We start from the raw sequence: 16,805 nt of genomic DNA on the forward strand, positions 1-16,805 counted from the left end.
ACGTGCTGATCGTCGTAGCGATAAACCTCGCTTTCACCTACCGCATTGGTCGCCGAGACCAGTCGGCCAGCGTCGTCATAGGCGTAGGAAACGACGGTCTGCTCGGTAATCCAGACATACGGGCCACGGCCTTCGGCCCGCTGCACCTGGTAGTCCACCGCGACGATGCGTGCCGACGCATAGCGCAGGAACAGCGCACACCCCGCACCGTTATCCAGCCGCTCAATCCGCCCCAGAAAATCCCGAGAAATCCGCAGCCGGTTGTCGTACGCATCACTGATCGAGACCAGCACACCGTCGCGAAAGTGATAAAACCGCGACGCCTGGGCCAACACCAGTTCATCCGGCGACGCGCCCAAATAGATCGCGGCTTCGGCCAAACTATTGGTGATGGCGGGTCGAGCAACAGTCGGCAGTGGAAACCCAATCGAGCGGTTCTCATGGTCCGTCCACACCACCGAATCGCCCGACACCGCAAGCCGATGCGCCAGCGAATGACTCCAGCCAAACCCCAACCCGCCATCCACTTCCACCGCACTGGTGCGGTACAACCGTGTCCACTCGAACGGCAAGATTCCATCCAACGTGCCGTCGGTGAGGGTGAGCAATTCCTCCCCGGTAACCATCGACACCGGGCAGCCGTTGGTGACGGTCTTATCCGAAGGGGCCGCCGCATCTCCGTTCGGGTTCTTCCCTGAAACCGGCACATCATCGACAGGCTCCTGCCTTACCAACGCGGTCTTCTGTGTCTTGTTACGAACCGCCGGCACCGGGTTCGAAACCACATGCTCCCCAGCCTTCAACGGCGCCACCGGAATGGTCTTGATCGACGTTTCAGGGCCACCCAGCAGAACCGGTCTGGCGAGCTCGACATGCTCATCCATGGGCGATTTTCCGAACTGCCCCGCCATGCGTTCCAACCATCGGCGCGCGCGTTGAGACTTGATGCCGCCCAGCACGTTGGTACTTATTCGAACCGCCATCCCCATCCCTGCAGTGGCGAGGCACAGCAACAAGTTGATCAATACGTCGGCGCTGATTTCCCCGAGCAACTCGTTCATATAGGGCGGCGGCAACAGGCGCATCCAGCTGACCATTGCCGACAGATGGATGAACAGCAGCGGCTCGTCGCTGAGCACCAACAAGCCCTTGGCGAGGGTGTCGGCGCCGAGGCTCAGCAGCTTTTCAAGCTCGTCCGCTGACAGGTAGTGCAGCAGTTGTTCGGCATAGGCCAACGGTTCGCCAAGCCACTGGAACAGCTGCTTGACAGTGTCCCAGAGCGAGTAGAGCGCTTCGCCGAAGCCGCGGGCGTAGGCTTGATGCAGGGCGAGGTAACGCTTGGGGAGGCTGGCTTCGGCGTAACCCTTCCACAACGGTTCGAAGATGGTCTCCCATTCACTGCGCAACCAAGCGTCCAGCGGGGCGATAACCGACTGATAAGAGGCATACAGCGCCTTGAAATGGTCTTTGGAGACGTTGGGGTAGAAGCTGATCCGGTACTGTTGGTTGCGATCACACTCGGTGATTTCGAGGATGCCGCTGGGGCCGATGGTCCTGTGGATCGGCTCGCCCAGGGGACCGCCCTCTGGATCGATGCGTTGCACCATCACGGGCGTATTGCCAATGGGCACGAACCGAGCGCTCTGGAACATATGCACCAGGGTCAACGTGCCGTTTGCCTGGCACATTGCGGTCGTGCTGCTGGGAAGGATGGCGCGGTTGATCGGCGCGACGAGCGCCACGTCATCCCCGACCTTGAAGACCTGTTCGATATCCAGGGCCGAAAAGCTAAAGAAGCTTTCCGCCCAGGTCTCGTAGGTATTGAGGCAGCGCCCGAAGTCGCTGAGAACGGATTCGACGTCCCGCGTCTTTGAATCCATGGCGGCCAGCACCAGGTAGCCAATGGCTTGGCGGGTCACCTCGATCATGAAACAGCCCCGTCAACCGGGGCCTTAACGAAAACCACCATCTGCAATCCCTCGCACTGTGTATTCAGGCGAGGGACTTTGCAGCGGTTTTCAGGGCAGGGGAGTAGCGCTTATCCGGCGCTTACGTGGGGCGTTTCGACAATTTTTGTCTTCTCCCGCCCCAGCACCAGGCTGCACAGCGCCGGCAGAAACAACAGCGTCAACACCGTGCCCACCAGCACCCCGCCAATCAGCACGAATGCCAGGGACGACCAGAACACCGACAGCGTCAGCGGAATAAACGCCAGCGCCGCCGCCAGCGCGGTCAATATCACCGGCCGCGCGCGCCGCACCGTGGCCTCGACAATCGCCGCGTGGATCGCCATGCCATGTTCCTGGTTCTGGCGGATCTGGTCGGTAAAGACAACGTGTTGCGCATCAGGATCCCGCCGATCCCGATCAAGCCCAGGATCGCGTTGAACCCGAACGGCTGGTTGAACAGCAGCAAGGTCGGCACCGCGCCAATCAAGCCCAGCGGCGCGGTGGCGAAGACCATGAACATCACGCCGAAGGAACGCACCTGGAACATGATCACCGTGAGGGTCAGCAGGATCATGATCGGGAACAGCGCCGCCAGCGCCACGTTGGCCTTGGCGCTTTCTTCCACCGGGCCGCCGATGTCGATCCGGTAACCGGCCGGCAGCCGGGCGATCAGCGGTTGCAGGTCTTTGTACACGGCCATTTCCACGTCGGGCGGTTGCACGCCGTCGATGATGTCGGCACGCACTTCCACGGTGCTCGCGCGGTTGCGGCGCTTGAGGATCGGTTCCTCCATCACCGCCTGGAACTGCCCGACCTGGGCCAGGGGCACCGACGTGCCGGCGCTGTTGGTCAGGGTCATGTTGTTGAGGTTGCCGAGGTTCTCGCGCTGGTTGCCCTTGGCCCGGGCGACCACGGACACGGTGCGGTTGCCCTCACGCACTTCGGTGATCGGGTTGCCGCTGAGCAAGGCGTTGAGCTGGGATTTGACCTCGTTGGGGGTAAAGCCCAGCAGGCGCAGGCGGTCTTGATCCAGCACCAGGCGATAACCACTGGTGCGCTCGCCCCAATCGAGAAAGGCGTCCTTGGTCAGCGTGTTGGCGGCAACGACCTTGCGCACGTCCTCGGACACCCCGCGCAGCACCTCCACATTCGGGCCGGACACGCGGAACACCACCGGGAAGGGCACTGGCGGACCGAACAGCAGTTGGGTGACCCGCACCCGCGCCGCCGGAAACTCACCGGCCGCAATTCGCTCACGCATGCGCAGCTTCAAGGTGTCGCGGGCGTGAGAGTCCGGCGTCTGCACGATCAGCTTGGCAAACGCCGGGTCCGGCATTTCGGGGTTCAGCGACAGGAAGAAACGCGGTGCACCACCGCCCACATAGGTGTCGACCATGCTGGTCTGCGGCTCTTGCAGCAGCGCCTTTTCCAGCTGCGCCGCCACCGCCTCGGTGCTCTTGAAGGCACTGCCGGGCGGCATATACACCTCAAGAATCAGCTCGGACCGGTCGGAGTTGGGGAAGAACTGTTTCTTCACCACGGCCATGCCCAGTACGCACAGTACAAAGGCAGCGATCACCAACCCGGTCACCAGCCAACGCCTGCGTACGCAGGCTTCGACCAAATCACGCAGCTTCTGGTAATAGCGCCCGGCATAAATCGCGTCGTGGCCACCGGGCACCGGTTTGATCTGCGGCAGCAACTTCACGCCCAGGTACGGCGTGAACACCACCGCCACCAGCCAGGACGAGATCAGCGCAAAGCCGACGATCCAGAAGATATTGCCGGCGTATTCCCCCGCACCGGACCGTGCAAACCCCACCGGCAGAAAACCGATGATCGTCACCAGCGTACCGGTGAGCATCGGTGCCGCCGTGGAGCTCCAGGCGAAGGTGGCCGCATGAATCCGGTCAAAACCTTCCTCCAGTTTCACCACCATCATCTCAATGGCGATGATGGCGTCATCCACCAGCAGGCCCAGGGAAATGATCAGCGCGCCCAGGGTAATGCGGTCGAACTCACGCCCGGTGAGCAGCATGATCACAAACACCACCGACAAGGTCAGCGGCACCGCCGCCGCCACCACCAGGCCGACGCGAAAGCCCAGGGCCAACAGGCTGATGATCATCACCACCGCCAGGGCGACGAAGAATTTGAGCATGAATTCATTCACCGCCAGGCTGATGTTTTTCGCCTGGTCGGAGACTTTGGCGAAGTTCACGCCCAACGGCAGGTCCGCCTGGATCCGGGCTTCCTCGGCCTTGAGGCTTTTGTCCAGCTCCAGACCGTTCCAGTGCTTTTCCATGATCACGCCGAGCATCAGCGCCGGGTCGCCCTGGTGGCGGATGCGGTAGCTGGGCGGGTCTTCATAACCGCGGCTGACGCTGGCCACATCGGCAATGCGCAGCACGCGACCGTTGACTTCCAGGGGCACGTTTTCGATCAGCGCCAGGCTGTCGAAGGCACCGTCGATACGGATATAGGCGCGCGCGCCTGCGGTTTCGACAAAACCTGACGGGGCCACGGCGTTCTGTGCGGCGAGGGCGGCGAAGATCTGCTCCGGCTTGATCCCGAGGGTCGCCAGGCGCTCATAGGAGAACTCGACGAAGATCCGCTGCGCCTGCTCGCCGAGGATATTGACCTTCTTCACCCCCGGCAGGTTGAGCAAGCCCTGGCGCAACTCCTCGGCCATCTGCACCTGTTGCCGATGGGGCAAGTGCTCGGCCTCCAGGGCGTACAGGGCGAAGTACACATCGGAATATTCATCGTTGAAGAACGGCCCGATCACCCCGCTGGGCAGCCTCGCGGCTTCATCGCTGAGTTTTTTGCGCGTCTGGTAGAACAGCTCCTGGATTTCGCTGGGGCGCGTGGACTCCTTGTAGGTCATGCGCATCGACACAAAGCCCGGCTGGGCGATGGTCTCGACGCGGTCGTAGTAGTCCAGTTCCTGCAGGCGCTTCTCCAGGCGGTCGGCCACCTGCTCCTGCATCTCCTGGGCAGTGGCGCCGGGCCAGGCGGCGGTAATGGTCATGACCTTGACGGTAAACGAGGGGTCTTCGGCGCGTCCCAGTTTGCCGAACGAGAAGATCCCGGCGGCGAGGATCGCAATGATCAAAAACAGCGTGACTGCGCGGTGCTTGACCGCCAGTTCCGAGAGGTTGATACCGCGCATGCTCATTGGTCCTGTTTGCGGTTGAGGGCCAGCACCTGGGCGGGCAGCAGGCGCACCGCGTCGCCGCTGTGCAACAGGTGCGCACCGAGGGCGACGACGACCTGGCCGGGGTTCACGCCGCTGTCGAGCAGGGCGTCTTCCTGGCCGAGGCTGGCGACCTTGACGGCGGCGAAGCTGACCTTGTCATCCGCGCCGATCAACCACACACCGGTGCCTTGCCCTGCATCGTGCAAGGCGCCGATCGGTACGCGGGTTTGTTGTGCCTGGCCATTGCCTTGCAGGCGCACGGTGATGGTCGAGCCGAGGGCGAAGCGCTCGACGTTACCGTGCAGTACATAACGGGCGCGGTAGGTGCGGGTGGTGGGATCGGCGCTGGCCGACAGTTCGCGCAAGGTCGCCGTCACTGCCTGGTCCGGGGCGCCGAAGGGGAAGGCCAGGGCTTTTTGCGCGGCCTGGTCGCGCTGGTTTTCCGGCAGGTTGACGATGGCTTCGCGGGCGCCGTCATGGGCCAGGCGCGCGACGACTTGCCCTTCGGCGACCACTTGGCCGCGGTCCACCCGCACGTCGGTGATGATGCCGTCGCCATCGGCCTTGAGCACCGAATAAGTGCGGCGGTTCTCGATCTGGCTGGCGTCGGATTGCGCCGCGGCCAACTCGGCCTCGGCCACGCGCAGGTTGGTGGCCGACTGGTCGAAGATCTGCCGTGACACCGCACCGGTACTGGACAGGCGCTGGTAGCGGTTTTCATCGTCGCGGCGCTGACGCAGCTGGGCCTGGGCGGCGTTGACGCGGTTTTTCGCCGAACGCAGGGCGAGCTCGAAGTCGCCGATGTCCAGCACCAGCAGGGTGTCGCCACGGGAGACATGCTGGCCGGGGTCGACCTTGCGTTCGATGACCTTGCCGCCGACCCGGAAGCCCAGGTCGCTTTCCGTACGTGCAGCCACCACGCCGGTATAGGCGCTTTGCTGAGTTCCGGCGGCGTCGACCTTGGCGGCGAGTACCGGACGCGGTTGCGGCGCTTGGGCGGTGGTGTCGGCCTGGCTGTTGCAGCCGCTGAGGACGATCAACACGGCCAGGGGCGTGAGAAGGCGCGAGGGGAGAGGGATCATGTCGGGCTCCGGGGATGACCAGTGGGCAAAAAATTATGGACATAATTTTTCACGCATATTATGGTCGAAATATAAATAAAACCAGCCCCGGATAATCCCCATGTCGAACGCCCCGGCCCCATCGCGAAGCTTGTTGTTTTTACTGGTGGCCTTGACGGCGCTGGGTGAAGTCTCGACCCAATTGATCATTCCAGGCTTGGGTCTGATCGAGCATGCCCTGTTGGCGCCACCGGGTTCGGCGTTGATGGCACTGTCGGCGTTTGTCGCCGCCTTTGGCCTGGGGCAACTGCTGTTCGGCCCGCTGTCGGACCGTATCGGCCGCCGTCCGGTGCTGATCGGCGGGCTGCTGCTGTATGTGCTGGCGACCTTGTCGATGCTGCTGGTCAATGACATCCAGCAATTTATCGCCGCTCGCGTCGTACAAGGCCTCGGCGCCTGCGCTGCGCTGGTACTGGCGCGCACCGTGGTGCGTGACGTGTGGAAGGCCCAGGCGGGGCCGGCGCTGGCGCTGACCATGATCGGCATGCTGTACGCCATCGTCGTCGCACCGATGGTCGGCGGCCTGCTGATCAAGCTGCTGGGCTGGCGTGCGCCGATCCTGCTGGCACTGGCGATTGGCAGTGGGGTGTTGCTGCTGGCGCTGCTGTTCTTCCGCGAGAGCAACCACTTCCTCGACCCCAAGGCCGGCCACTGGCGCACCCTCGGCGGGCAATACCTGGACCTGCTCAAGGGCCGCCCGTACCGCGCGTTCGCCGTGGCGCTGGCGTGTACCTATGGCGCCATGTTCGCGGTGATCGCCGGTTCCTCGGCGGTGTATATCAATCTGCTGGGCTTGAGCAGCCTGGAGTACGGCATCAATTTTGGCCTGATCGTGTCGATGCTGATCATCGGTTCCACCTACACCCGACGCAACATCCAGCGCCTGGGGCCGCAACGGATTGTGGCGATGGGCGTGACGCTGGTGGCCATGGGCGGGATTGCCGCACTGGTGATTTATGCGCTGTTTGGCCTGTCGGTACTGGGCCTGGATATTCCCATTGCGCTGGCGACCCTCGGCGGCGGCCTGGTATTGCCCGGGTCGGTGACCGGAGGGGTCATGCCCAACGCTCACCGCGCCGGTTTGGCGGCGGGCTTGATGGGCTTTGCGCAGATGTTCGGCGCGACCTGCAGCGGCCTGTTACTGAGCCATCTGCGCGACGGCAGTGCCACACCGATGATCGTGATCCAGGCGTGTTTTGCCGTGACGGCCTTCGTGGCCTTCCATCTGTTGCGTGAGCGCCGTACCGCGGAGGTCGCGGCGGCTTGAGTTGTCACACTTTGTCCAAGTTATTCGGGGCTGGATGATTACGATTCTCTTTTGAGTCTAATCCGAAGGTCTTCGCCCATGCTGCCTGCTTTTCGTTTCTCGCCCCTGGCCCTGCTGGTGGCCGCCAGTCTTCATGCCCACGCCGATGAGCCTGTTGCACTGGAACTCAATGATGTAGTGGTGACTGCATCCGGTTTTGCGCAAAGCGTGGAAGACGCGCCGGCCTCGGTCACCGTGATCGATGGCGAGGCGCTGCGTCGCAAGTCCTACCGCGACCTCGGCGACGCGGTTAAAGACGTGGAAGGCGTCACCGTCAACGGCGGTGCGAATGAAACCGACATCTCCATCCGTGGCATGCCGGCCGACTACACCCTGATCATGGTCGACGGCAAGCGCCAGAGTGCGCGGGAATCGCGGGTCAACGGCAACAGTGGCTATGAACAGAGCTTCGTGCCACCCGCTGCGGCCATCGAGCGGATTGAAGTGGTGCGCGGGCCGATGTCGTCGCTGTACGGCTCGGATGCCATCGGCGGGGTGATCAACGTGATCACGCGCAAGGTCTCACCGACCTGGGGCGGCTCCGTCGGGTACGACTACTCGGCGCGCCAGCACAGCGACCAGGGTAATGCACGCCAGACCCAGTTCTACCTCAGTGGTCCGCTCAAGGAAGATTTCCTCGGTTTGCAGGTGTGGGGCCGCTACCTGGACCGCCAGGCCGATGACGACATCGAGCAGACCAATGGCTTCAGCAAGGCTGACCACCGCGACCTCACCGCGCGCCTGGCCTTCACCCCCACTATCGACCACGACATCCTGCTGGAAGCCGGCGCCACGCGCTTGAAGAATGGCGACGGCATGAGCGCCAACTGGGCCACCCGCGAACAGGAAAACAACCGCGATCACTGGTCGCTGTCCCATCAGGGCCGCTGGGGCTGGGCCACCTCGGACATTGCCTTGTCCCAGGAAACCTCCAGCCGTGAAGGCAAGGCGACACCGGCGCAGACTGACATCTACGGGCGCAAACCCGAGATCAAGAACAGCGTGTTCGACGCCAAGCTGGTGGTGCCCACCGCCCACAACGTCAGCACCGTGGGCGTGCAATGGAATAAAAGCGAGCTGACCGACTGGAACCAGGGCCTCGGTGACCGCGTCGACTATAAATTCTCGGTGGTGCAAAAAGCCCTGTTCGCGGAAAACGAGTGGTCGATGACCGACAGCTTCGCCCTGACCACCGGCCTGCGCCTGGATGAGCACGAAGAGTACGGCGCCCACCTCAGCCCACGGGTCTACGGGGTGTGGCGCGCCACCGAGCAGTGGACGTTCAAGGGCGGTGTTGCACGTGGCTTTAAGGCCCCCGAGCTGCGTGCGGTCGTCGAGGATTACGCCTACCTGCGCCGCAACCGCTTCGTGATGTTCGGCAACCCGGACCTCAAGCCCGAGACCAGTACCAACTACGAAGTCTCGGCGCTGTGGAGCAACCGCGACAACCTGTCCGGCGGCGTGACGCTGTTTTACAACGACTTCCAGGACAAGCTTTCCACCGTCACCACCGACCGGCGCTGGAACGGCTACACCATCATGGAGCGGGTCAACGTCGACAAGGCGATCATCCAGGGCGTTGAGCTCAACGGCCAATGGGACATCAACCCCAGCGTGCTGCTCAAGGCCAACTACACCTACACCGACTCCGAGCAGAAAAGCGGTGCCAACAAAGGTGCGCCCCTGGCCCTCACCCCTGAGCAAAAAGCCAATGTGCGTACCGAGTGGACTATTAACGATCGCACCCAGGCCTGGGCCTCGCTGAGCTACTACGGCGAGGAAACCGGCAACACCATCACCACCGACGAACCGGCGCCGGGCTACACCACCGCCGACCTGGGCGGCTCCTATGACGTGAGCGATTCGTTGACCCTCAACGCCTCCCTCAACAACCTCACCGACAAGCGCCTGGACGATGAAACCTATGGCACGGTGAACTACGGCCGCACCCTGTGGATGGGCGCCACGCTCAACTTCTAGAGCGCTGTGGGCAATCGCACCACCGCGCACAGGCCGGCCGGTGGGCGATTCTCCAAGACCAGTTCACCGCCATGGGCCTGGATGCACGAGCGTGCGATCGCCAGGCCCAGCCCCACGCCGCCGTCACTGACACCCCGTTGTACGAAGGGCTCGAAGACTTTGCTCAACCACGCCTCGGGTAGACCTTGGCCGTGGTCGAGAATCTCGATGCGCAGCCAACCGTTGTCCTCGCGCGCCAGGCTCAGGTCGGCGTCGCCGGCATGGCGCAGGGCGTTGTCAATCAGGTTGGTCAGTGCGCGCTTGAGCGCCAGCGGGCGGCAGGTCAGCAGCAACGCGGGTGCGCCGGCCCAGGTGACGGGCTGTCGCAGGCGTTGGTAACGCTTGGCCAGGTCATCCAGCAAGTCGCTCAACGAAAGCGTGGCAGTCGCTTCCTGCACCGCGTCGTCGCGCACGAAATCCAGGGTTTCACGCACCATCGCACTCAGTTCCCCGAGGCTTTCGAGCATGTCATCGCGGGCTGCGCCGGACTCCAGCAACTCCACTTGCAGGCGCAGTTCGGTGATCGGCGTATTCAAGTCATGGCTGACCGCTGCGAGCATCCGCGTGCGCCCTTCGACATGCCGTGCGAGGTTGACCTGCATGGTGTTGAAGGCGGCAGTGAGGTCGCGGGCTTCCTGTGGGCCGGTTTCCGCCAGCGGGGCGATCCATTCACCACGGCTGACGCGTTCGGTGGCCTGGGCCAGGGTCTTGATCGGGCGCACCACGCGGGCAATGAAAAACATCACGATCAGCAGCACCGGCAGTGTGGTCACCGGCAGGCTGTAGGCCAGGACGCGACCCCACTCATAGGCGCCGGCGGGGTATTGCACGGCATTCAGGTAGGTACCGTTGGGCAGCGGCACGCTGCTGCGCAGGCGCAACGGCGCCCAGCCGGCGGGGCTGAACACATGGGTGCGGGCGTCGGCGCCGCTGATGCGTTCCAACTGCATGCCAATGGCGGCGCTGTTATCCAGCTGTAATTGGCGGCGCAGCTCGTTGGCCAGGCGCTGTTCTTCCGGGCGTTGCGCAAACGGCGCCACCTCCGGCGTGGGGCCGATCCAGAAGCGCGTGTCGTCGGTGCTCATGCCGGCCAGCAGGTGCGCGGTTTCACCTGGGGTCAGGTCGATTGCCGTGTGATGGGCAATCCCCAGGCGTTCCAGGCTGAAACTGCGCGACAGCGGGTGGATCAGGCTGCCGGTGCGTTGCAAAAACAACATCGCAATGGCGTTCGACGCCAGCAGTGCCAGCAACAACAACAGGCTCAATTGCCGTGCCAGGGTGCGCGGCCACAGCCGGTTCAGGGCGTGCATTCGCTGACCTCGGCGGCCAATAGATAACCGCCGCCCCAGATGGTGCGCAACAGTTCCGGCGCCGCATCGCCCTGGGCCAGCTTGCGGCGCAGGCGGCTGACTTGCCGGTCGATGGCGCGGTCGCTGACATCGCTGTCGGCGGCGGCGGTGAGGTCGATCAAGCGTTCGCGGGGCAGCAGGGTGTTGGGGTGGGCGAGGAACACCTGCAGCAACCGGCTTTCAGCGGTGCTGAGTTGGATGTCGGGGTGGGCATCGCGGCGTAAGGTGGCGCTGGTCACACTGAAGTGCCAGCCGGCAAACTCATAGGCCCGTGCGCCGGCGCCGGGCGCGGTGGGGCCGGTAGCGCGGCCCTGACGACGCAGCACGCTGTTGATACGCGCCACCAGCTCCCGGGGCTCGAACGGCTTGGTGACGTAATCGTCGGCACCCAGGTCCAGGCCGCGTATGCGGTCGGCGGCAGTGTCGCGGGCGGTCAGCAGGATCACCGGGGTGTTGCTGCGCCGATGCAACTGGTTGCACAACTCAAAGCCATCGCCATCCGGCAGCAGCACGTCGAGCACCACCACATCGAACGCCTGGGTCTTGAGCAATTGCCACATGCCGGCCGCGTCTTCAGCGGTGCGCACCTCAAAGGTGTAACGTCGCAGGTACGTGGCCAGGGGTTCACGAATCTTGCGGTGGTCATCCACCACCAGTACGCGCGGTGCGGCAGGCGCAGGGGCAAACGGCATTGCAGCCTCGAGGGTTGAGCGGGAGAGGGTGGATATTACTACGAGTCATTATCATTAACGCTGTTTTGTGAGGATGCCGCCGTAGATCGTCCTGTCGGTAGGACGATCAAGGTTTTTTTTACCGTCTAGCGCCGAATTGCTGCGAGTTTTAAGGTGTATGCACTTTGGAGGACTACCATGAAAAAACTCATCGGCATCTACACCAGCCCTCGCGCCCATTGGGTCGGCGACGGCTTCCCCGTGCGTACGCTGTTTTCCTACGACTCGATGGGCAAGCACATCAGCCCATTCCTGCTCCTGGACCACGCCGGCCCGGCCGATTTTGCCCCGACAGACCAGCGTCGCGGCGTCGGCCAGCACCCCCATCGCGGTTTTGAAACCGTGACCATCGTCTACGATGGCGAAGTCGAACACCGCGACTCCACCGGCGCCGGCGGCAAAATCGGCCCGGGCGATGTGCAATGGATGACCGCCGCCAAGGGCATCCTCCACGAGGAATTCCACTCCGCCGCCTTCGCCCGCAGCGGCGGTGCGTTGGAGATGGTGCAACTGTGGGTCAACCTGCCCGCCAAGGACAAAATGGCCGACGCGGGCTACCAGACCATCGTCGACGGCGATATCCCCTTGCTGCCCCTGGCCAACGACGCCGGCCACCTGCGCCTGATCGCCGGTGAATTCGCCGGCACCCAGGGCCCGGCGCGCACCTTTACGCCGATCGATGTGTGGGACCTGCGCCTCAACGCCGGCAAGCCCGTCACCCTCGACCTGCACGCCGGGCGCAACACCGCCCTGGTGATCCTGCGCGGCACGGTGCTGGTCAATGGCGAAGAAGTCGCACGCCAAGGCCAACTGGCGTTATTCGAACGCGACGGCCGCCAACTCACCCTGGAGGCCAACGACGACGCCAAGGTCCTGCTGCTCAGCGGCGAACCGATTGACGAGCCTATCGTTGGGCATGGACCGTTTGTGATGAATACCGAGCAGGAGATTCACCAGGCGTTTGCGGATTTCCAATCGGGTCGTTTCGGACAGATGCAGGATTAAGGTCGGCCACAAGGCCAATGTGGGAGGGGCGGTGCGACGATTCGACTTGCCCCCGATGGCGGTGGATCAGGTACAGAGGTTCAACCTGACACTCGGCTATCGGAGGCAAGCCTCCTCCCACTTTTTTTCGCTATACCCTGGAACGGCATTTCATGCGATCTTCCCGTCATTCGCCCTGGAGTCTCCTGGATGCCCTCATTTATCGCTGATCACCCGATGCTGTGCGCCGTGGCGCTGATCTTTATCGACATCGCCGTGTGGCGCCTGATCTCTGCCGACCTGGCCAATTGGAAGCTGGCTGCGCGACTGGCGATTTTTGCCGTGTTCAGTGCCGTGCTGTTCAACGACGGCATGAACCCCATGCAACTTGCGCCCTATGCCGACAGTACCGCCTTGCACTTGGCCGCCACGGCCCTGCAGATCGGCTGGTGGCTGTTTGCGGCGCGTACGCTGACGGTGTTGCTGGGCGCGGTGATGATGCAGCGGGTAGGCCACACCGGGCGGTTGTTGCAGGACTTGATGGGCGCGGTGATTTTCCTCATCGCGATCATCGCCGCCATGGCCTACGTGCTCGACCTGCCGGTCAAGGGCGTGCTGGCCACCTCCGGCGCGGTGGCGATCATCGTCGGCCTGGCGTTGCAAAGTACCCTCAGCGATGTGTTTTCCGGGATCGTGCTCAACACCACCAAGCCTTATCAGATCGATGACTGGATCTCCATCGACGGCACCGAAGGGCGGGTCACCGACATCGACTGGCGCGCCACGCGCCTGCAAACCTCCCAGGGCAGCCTGGCGGTGATCCCCAACTCCCTGGCGGCCAAGGCCAAGATCATCAACTTTTCGCGCCCGGCGGATATGTTCGGCCTGGCGGTCAGCCTGCAGGTCAGCCCCCATGCGCGCCCGCAAACCGTGATCGAGGCGCTGGAGCGTGCGATGCAGGGGTGCCGGCCACTGTTGGCCAAGCCGGCGCCGAGCGTGGCGTTCAAGACCTCTGCCAGTGGCGGCGTGGAGTATGAAATCAGCGGCTTCGTGCCAGCCATGGCCCTCAAGCGCGAGGTGCGCAACCAGCTCTATGACCTGGCGTTCCGGCACCTGCAGGCGGCGGGCGTGGCTGTGCTGTCCGCCACCGAAAGCAGCGCGCCGCCGGCCATGTCCGCCGCGCGGGCGTTGCTGGAGCGGTCGTCGATTTTCTCCACCCTGCGCCAGGAAGAGAAAGACACCTTCAGCCAGAACATGACCCTGCACACCTACCGCGCCGGCGAGATGATCCTGCCGGCGGGGGAGGTCAGCGATCATTTGTTTATCGTCGAGTCCGGTGTGGTTTCGGTGATGTTGACCAAGGGCGGCCATGTATTCGAAGCCGGGCGCATGGGGCCGGGAGAAGTGATTGGCGAGGCCGGGATCTTGTCTGACCAGGCCGCGCTGGCGGACTTTTCCGCCAAGACCTTCTGCACGCTGTACCGCATCGAGAATGAATACTTGAAACCGTGCCTGGACGCGCGTCACGACATCGGCGAGGCGATGAAGGCGCTGCTGGATTTCCGCCTGCACGCCGCCCAGGTCCTGACCCAGGAAGCGCCGGTGGTGCCGGTGAAAAAGGGCTTTTTGCAGTGGTTGCGCAAGCGCGGTCTGTGAGAGGCGAGGGCCTGGAAGTGCTGTACTCGAGGTCGAATGATCTCCAATGTGGGTTTCTTGACTGTCTCTGACCACGTGAGGGCTCGACCTTGATTCGACTCGCCGACTACATCGCCAACCTTGCTCAATCCCCCTTGGCCCCGTGGGCCGGCCTGGCGCCCTGGGCCCTGGTCGCCCAGGCGCCGGCCGTTGTTCGTCAGATGCTCGCCGAACTGCCGGCCGACGACTACCGCGTGCACGACGAAGTCGCCATCCAGCGTACCGCCATCGTCGAACCCGGTGCCTTGCTCAAGCCGCCCCTGATCATCGGCGCCCATTGCTTTATCGCCAGCGGCTCGCTGCTGCGCGGTGGGTGCTGGGTGGATGAGCACTGCATCATCGGCCCCGGCGCCGAACTGAAAACCACCTTCATGTTCAGCGGCAGCAAACTGGCTCACTTCAACTTTGTCGGTGATTCAGTGCTGGGCCATGGGGTCAACCTCGAGGCGGGAAGTATCGTCGCCAACTACCGCAACGAGCGGGACGACAAGGAAGTACTGGTACGGGTTGACGGGGTGTTGCAGCGCAGCGGCTGCGACAAGTTCGGCGCGTTGCTGGGGGATCAATGCCGGATCGGCGCTAACGCGGTGCTGGCGCCTGGGGCGCTGTTGGTGCCAGGCAGTGTCGTGGGGCGTGGGCGGGTGTTTGATGCCGAGGCGTCGGTATAAACGCGAAGTTGAAAAGATCATGGTGTCCCGGCACGATATTAAATAGAATGAATCTCATTTGAGACTCAATCGCGCCGTGCAGGTTGTTGCCATGAATGATGCTGTTGTCCCCACGCACGCTCCTGAACTGACGCTATCGAGCTTGTACCGTGACCATCGCAGTTGGCTGGAAAGCTGGCTGCGGCGGCGCCTGGGCAATGCCTGGGATGCGGCCGACCTGAGCCAGGATACGTTCCTGCGGGTGCTTGCCAGTGCGCAGCCGATTGCGCAGATGCAGGAACCCCGGGCGTACCTGGTAACGGTGGGCAAGCGCCTGCTGGTGAATTTTCATCAGCGCCGCAGTTTGGAACAGGCGTATCTGAATGCCCTGGCCACCTTGCCCGACACCTGTGTGCCGTCGCCCGAACAGCGCTGGCTGGTGCTGGAAACCCTGCAAGCCCTGGATGAATTGCTCGACGGCTTGCCCGTGCTGGTGCGCCGTGCGTTTCTATGGAGCCAGCTGGAAGGCCTGGGTTACCGCGAGATTGCCGAGCGCCTTGACGTGTCCGAACGTACGGTGAAGCGCTACATGGCCCAGGCCTACGAGCATTGCCTGCTGGTGGAGCTGTGAGCCGCGACGTCGCGCGCGCCGCCGCCCAGTGGCTGGCGCTGCTCGAATCCGGCGCGGCCACCGAGCGCGATCACGCCGCCTTGCAGCACTGGCGCGACAGCCATCCCCAGCATGAACAGACCTGGCAAAGAGCCCAAACCCTGCGCCAGCGTTTCAGCGATTTGCCCCAGGCGCTCGCCATGGCCAGCCTCGACCGCCCGCAACCGGGGCGACGTGCCGTGCTCAAGCGCGCCCTGGGGGTGGCGGCGCTGGTGCCGGCGGCCTGGCTGATCAGCCGCCAGTTGCCCATCGACGCCTGGCGTGCCGATTTGCACACCGCTACCGGCGAACGCAAACGCCTGCCGTTGGCCGAGGGGGGCAGCCTGCAACTCAATACCGCTACAGCCGTAGACGTGGACCTGGCACAACGGCGCATCACCCTGGTCGACGGTGAGCTGGCGCTGAACGTTCCGGGTACGGCGGCGATGACGGTGCAAACCCGCTACGGCCAATTGCTCGTCAGCCAGGCCGAGGTGTGCGTGCGTCAACTGCCTTCCGGCTGCCTGGTGTCGGTGCTCAAGGGCACGGTGCAGGTGCGTGATTTGCGCGCAAACCTGGCGACATTGCAGGGGGGCCAGCAAGCGCCGTTGAAAGCCGCCGGGCTTGGCGCCTCGGTGCCCTTCGATGTGCTGCAATTAGGCTGGCGCGACGGCGTGTTGACCGCACAGAACCAGTTGCTGGGGGATTTTCTGCGCGAGCTGGAACGCTATCGTCCGGGCGTATTGCGCTGGGATCCCAGCCTGGAAACGCTGCGGGTGACCGGCAGTTTTCGCCTGGATGACACCGACCGCATCCTCAACCTGCTGGCCTCGACCCTGGGGCTGGAGGTGCAAGCTCGAATGCGTTATTGGGTGAGCCTGCGCAAGGCGGCATGATGCGGTTTTGTGGCCTGCCTGCTTGTTGCGGTGAACAAGCTTATTGTGCTGAGCGGGCTTGCTGTGGTGAGCGGGCTTGCCCCGCGCTGGGCTGCGCAGCAGCCCCAATCAGGCTCCCTGTGTTCTGTCAGGTAAACCGCAGCGCCTGGTTTTGGGTCTGCTTCGCAGCACAGCGCGGGGCAAGCCCGCTCACCACAGGTTACGAGTAGTCCTCAGATCACGTGGGGCGTGGAGGTGCAATCTCGAATGCGTTATCGGGT

General features: G+C 63.6%; 11 protein-coding genes and 1 pseudogene. 7 read left to right on the top strand and 5 right to left on the bottom strand.

Features of this window, described 5'->3' with window-relative positions:
• From BLQ09_RS28470 to BLQ09_RS28480, 3 genes and pseudogenes are all read right to left on the bottom strand, one after another.
• The coding region (locus tag BLQ09_RS28470; RefSeq protein ID WP_175472337.1) for an RHS repeat domain-containing protein at nt 1-1,928 on the bottom strand (1,928 nt) is incomplete at its 3' end.
• A gap of 110 nt (nt 1,929-2,038) precedes the next feature.
• Nucleotides 2,039-5,121, bottom strand: a pseudogene (locus tag BLQ09_RS28475) (efflux RND transporter permease subunit).
• 2 nt (nt 5,122-5,123) lie between these two features.
• The gene (locus BLQ09_RS28480) at nt 5,124-6,230 is read right to left on the bottom strand and encodes an efflux RND transporter periplasmic adaptor subunit (protein ID WP_092359407.1); all 1,107 of its coding nucleotides are present in this window, start codon (nt 6,228-6,230) and stop codon (nt 5,124-5,126) included.
• A gap of 100 nt (nt 6,231-6,330) precedes the next feature.
• On the opposite strand from BLQ09_RS28480, the gene BLQ09_RS28485 reads away from it, so the two are divergent.
• Nucleotides 6,331-7,536 (top strand): multidrug effflux MFS transporter, encoded by a 1,206-nt coding sequence (locus BLQ09_RS28485; RefSeq protein WP_092359409.1) that lies wholly within the window; start codon nt 6,331-6,333, stop codon nt 7,534-7,536.
• A 78-nt stretch (nt 7,537-7,614) separates the two neighbouring features.
• Nucleotides 7,615-9,555: a TonB-dependent receptor domain-containing protein gene (locus BLQ09_RS28490; RefSeq protein ID WP_092359411.1), complete on the top strand. Its 1,941-nt coding sequence runs from the start codon at nt 7,615-7,617 to the stop codon at nt 9,553-9,555.
• On the opposite strand, the gene BLQ09_RS28495 is transcribed toward BLQ09_RS28490, so the two are convergent.
• Both BLQ09_RS28495 and BLQ09_RS28500 read right to left on the bottom strand, forming a co-directional pair.
• Nucleotides 9,552-10,871: a sensor histidine kinase gene (locus tag BLQ09_RS28495; protein ID WP_175472338.1), complete on the bottom strand. Its 1,320-nt coding sequence runs from the start codon at nt 10,869-10,871 to the stop codon at nt 9,552-9,554. The two genes, BLQ09_RS28490 and BLQ09_RS28495, sit on opposite strands and share 4 nt — an antisense overlap.
• 20 nt (nt 10,872-10,891) lie before the next feature.
• Nucleotides 10,892-11,635, bottom strand: a complete 744-nt coding sequence (locus BLQ09_RS28500; RefSeq protein ID WP_027607934.1) for a response regulator — start codon at nt 11,633-11,635, stop codon at nt 10,892-10,894.
• Between the two features lie 177 nt (nt 11,636-11,812).
• Between BLQ09_RS28500 and BLQ09_RS28505 the strand changes: the two genes are divergently transcribed.
• From BLQ09_RS28505 to BLQ09_RS28525, 5 genes are all read left to right on the top strand, one after another.
• Nucleotides 11,813-12,679, top strand: coding sequence for a pirin family protein (locus BLQ09_RS28505; protein ID WP_092359414.1), 867 nt, complete (start codon nt 11,813-11,815; stop codon nt 12,677-12,679).
• Between the two features lie 189 nt (nt 12,680-12,868).
• Nucleotides 12,869-14,314: a mechanosensitive ion channel family protein gene (locus BLQ09_RS28510; protein ID WP_027607932.1), complete on the top strand. Its 1,446-nt coding sequence runs from the start codon at nt 12,869-12,871 to the stop codon at nt 14,312-14,314.
• An 89-nt stretch (nt 14,315-14,403) separates the two neighbouring features.
• Nucleotides 14,404-15,021 (top strand): LbetaH domain-containing protein, encoded by a 618-nt coding sequence (locus BLQ09_RS28515; protein WP_092359416.1) that lies wholly within the window; start codon nt 14,404-14,406, stop codon nt 15,019-15,021.
• A 91-nt stretch (nt 15,022-15,112) separates the two neighbouring features.
• Complete coding sequence (locus BLQ09_RS28520; RefSeq protein ID WP_027607930.1) at nt 15,113-15,631, top strand: sigma-70 family RNA polymerase sigma factor; 519 nt, start codon at nt 15,113-15,115, stop codon at nt 15,629-15,631.
• A complete protein-coding gene (locus tag BLQ09_RS28525; RefSeq protein ID WP_027607929.1) occupies nt 15,628-16,545 on the top strand; it encodes a DUF4880 domain-containing protein in 918 nt (305 codons plus the stop codon). Before BLQ09_RS28520 ends, BLQ09_RS28525 begins: the two co-directional genes overlap by 4 nt.
• Nucleotides 16,546-16,805 lie beyond the last annotated feature (260 nt).

The organism is Pseudomonas sp. NFACC25, assembly GCF_900100935.1.
In the GTDB taxonomy this organism is placed as follows: domain Bacteria; phylum Pseudomonadota; class Gammaproteobacteria; order Pseudomonadales; family Pseudomonadaceae; genus Aquipseudomonas; species Aquipseudomonas marginalis.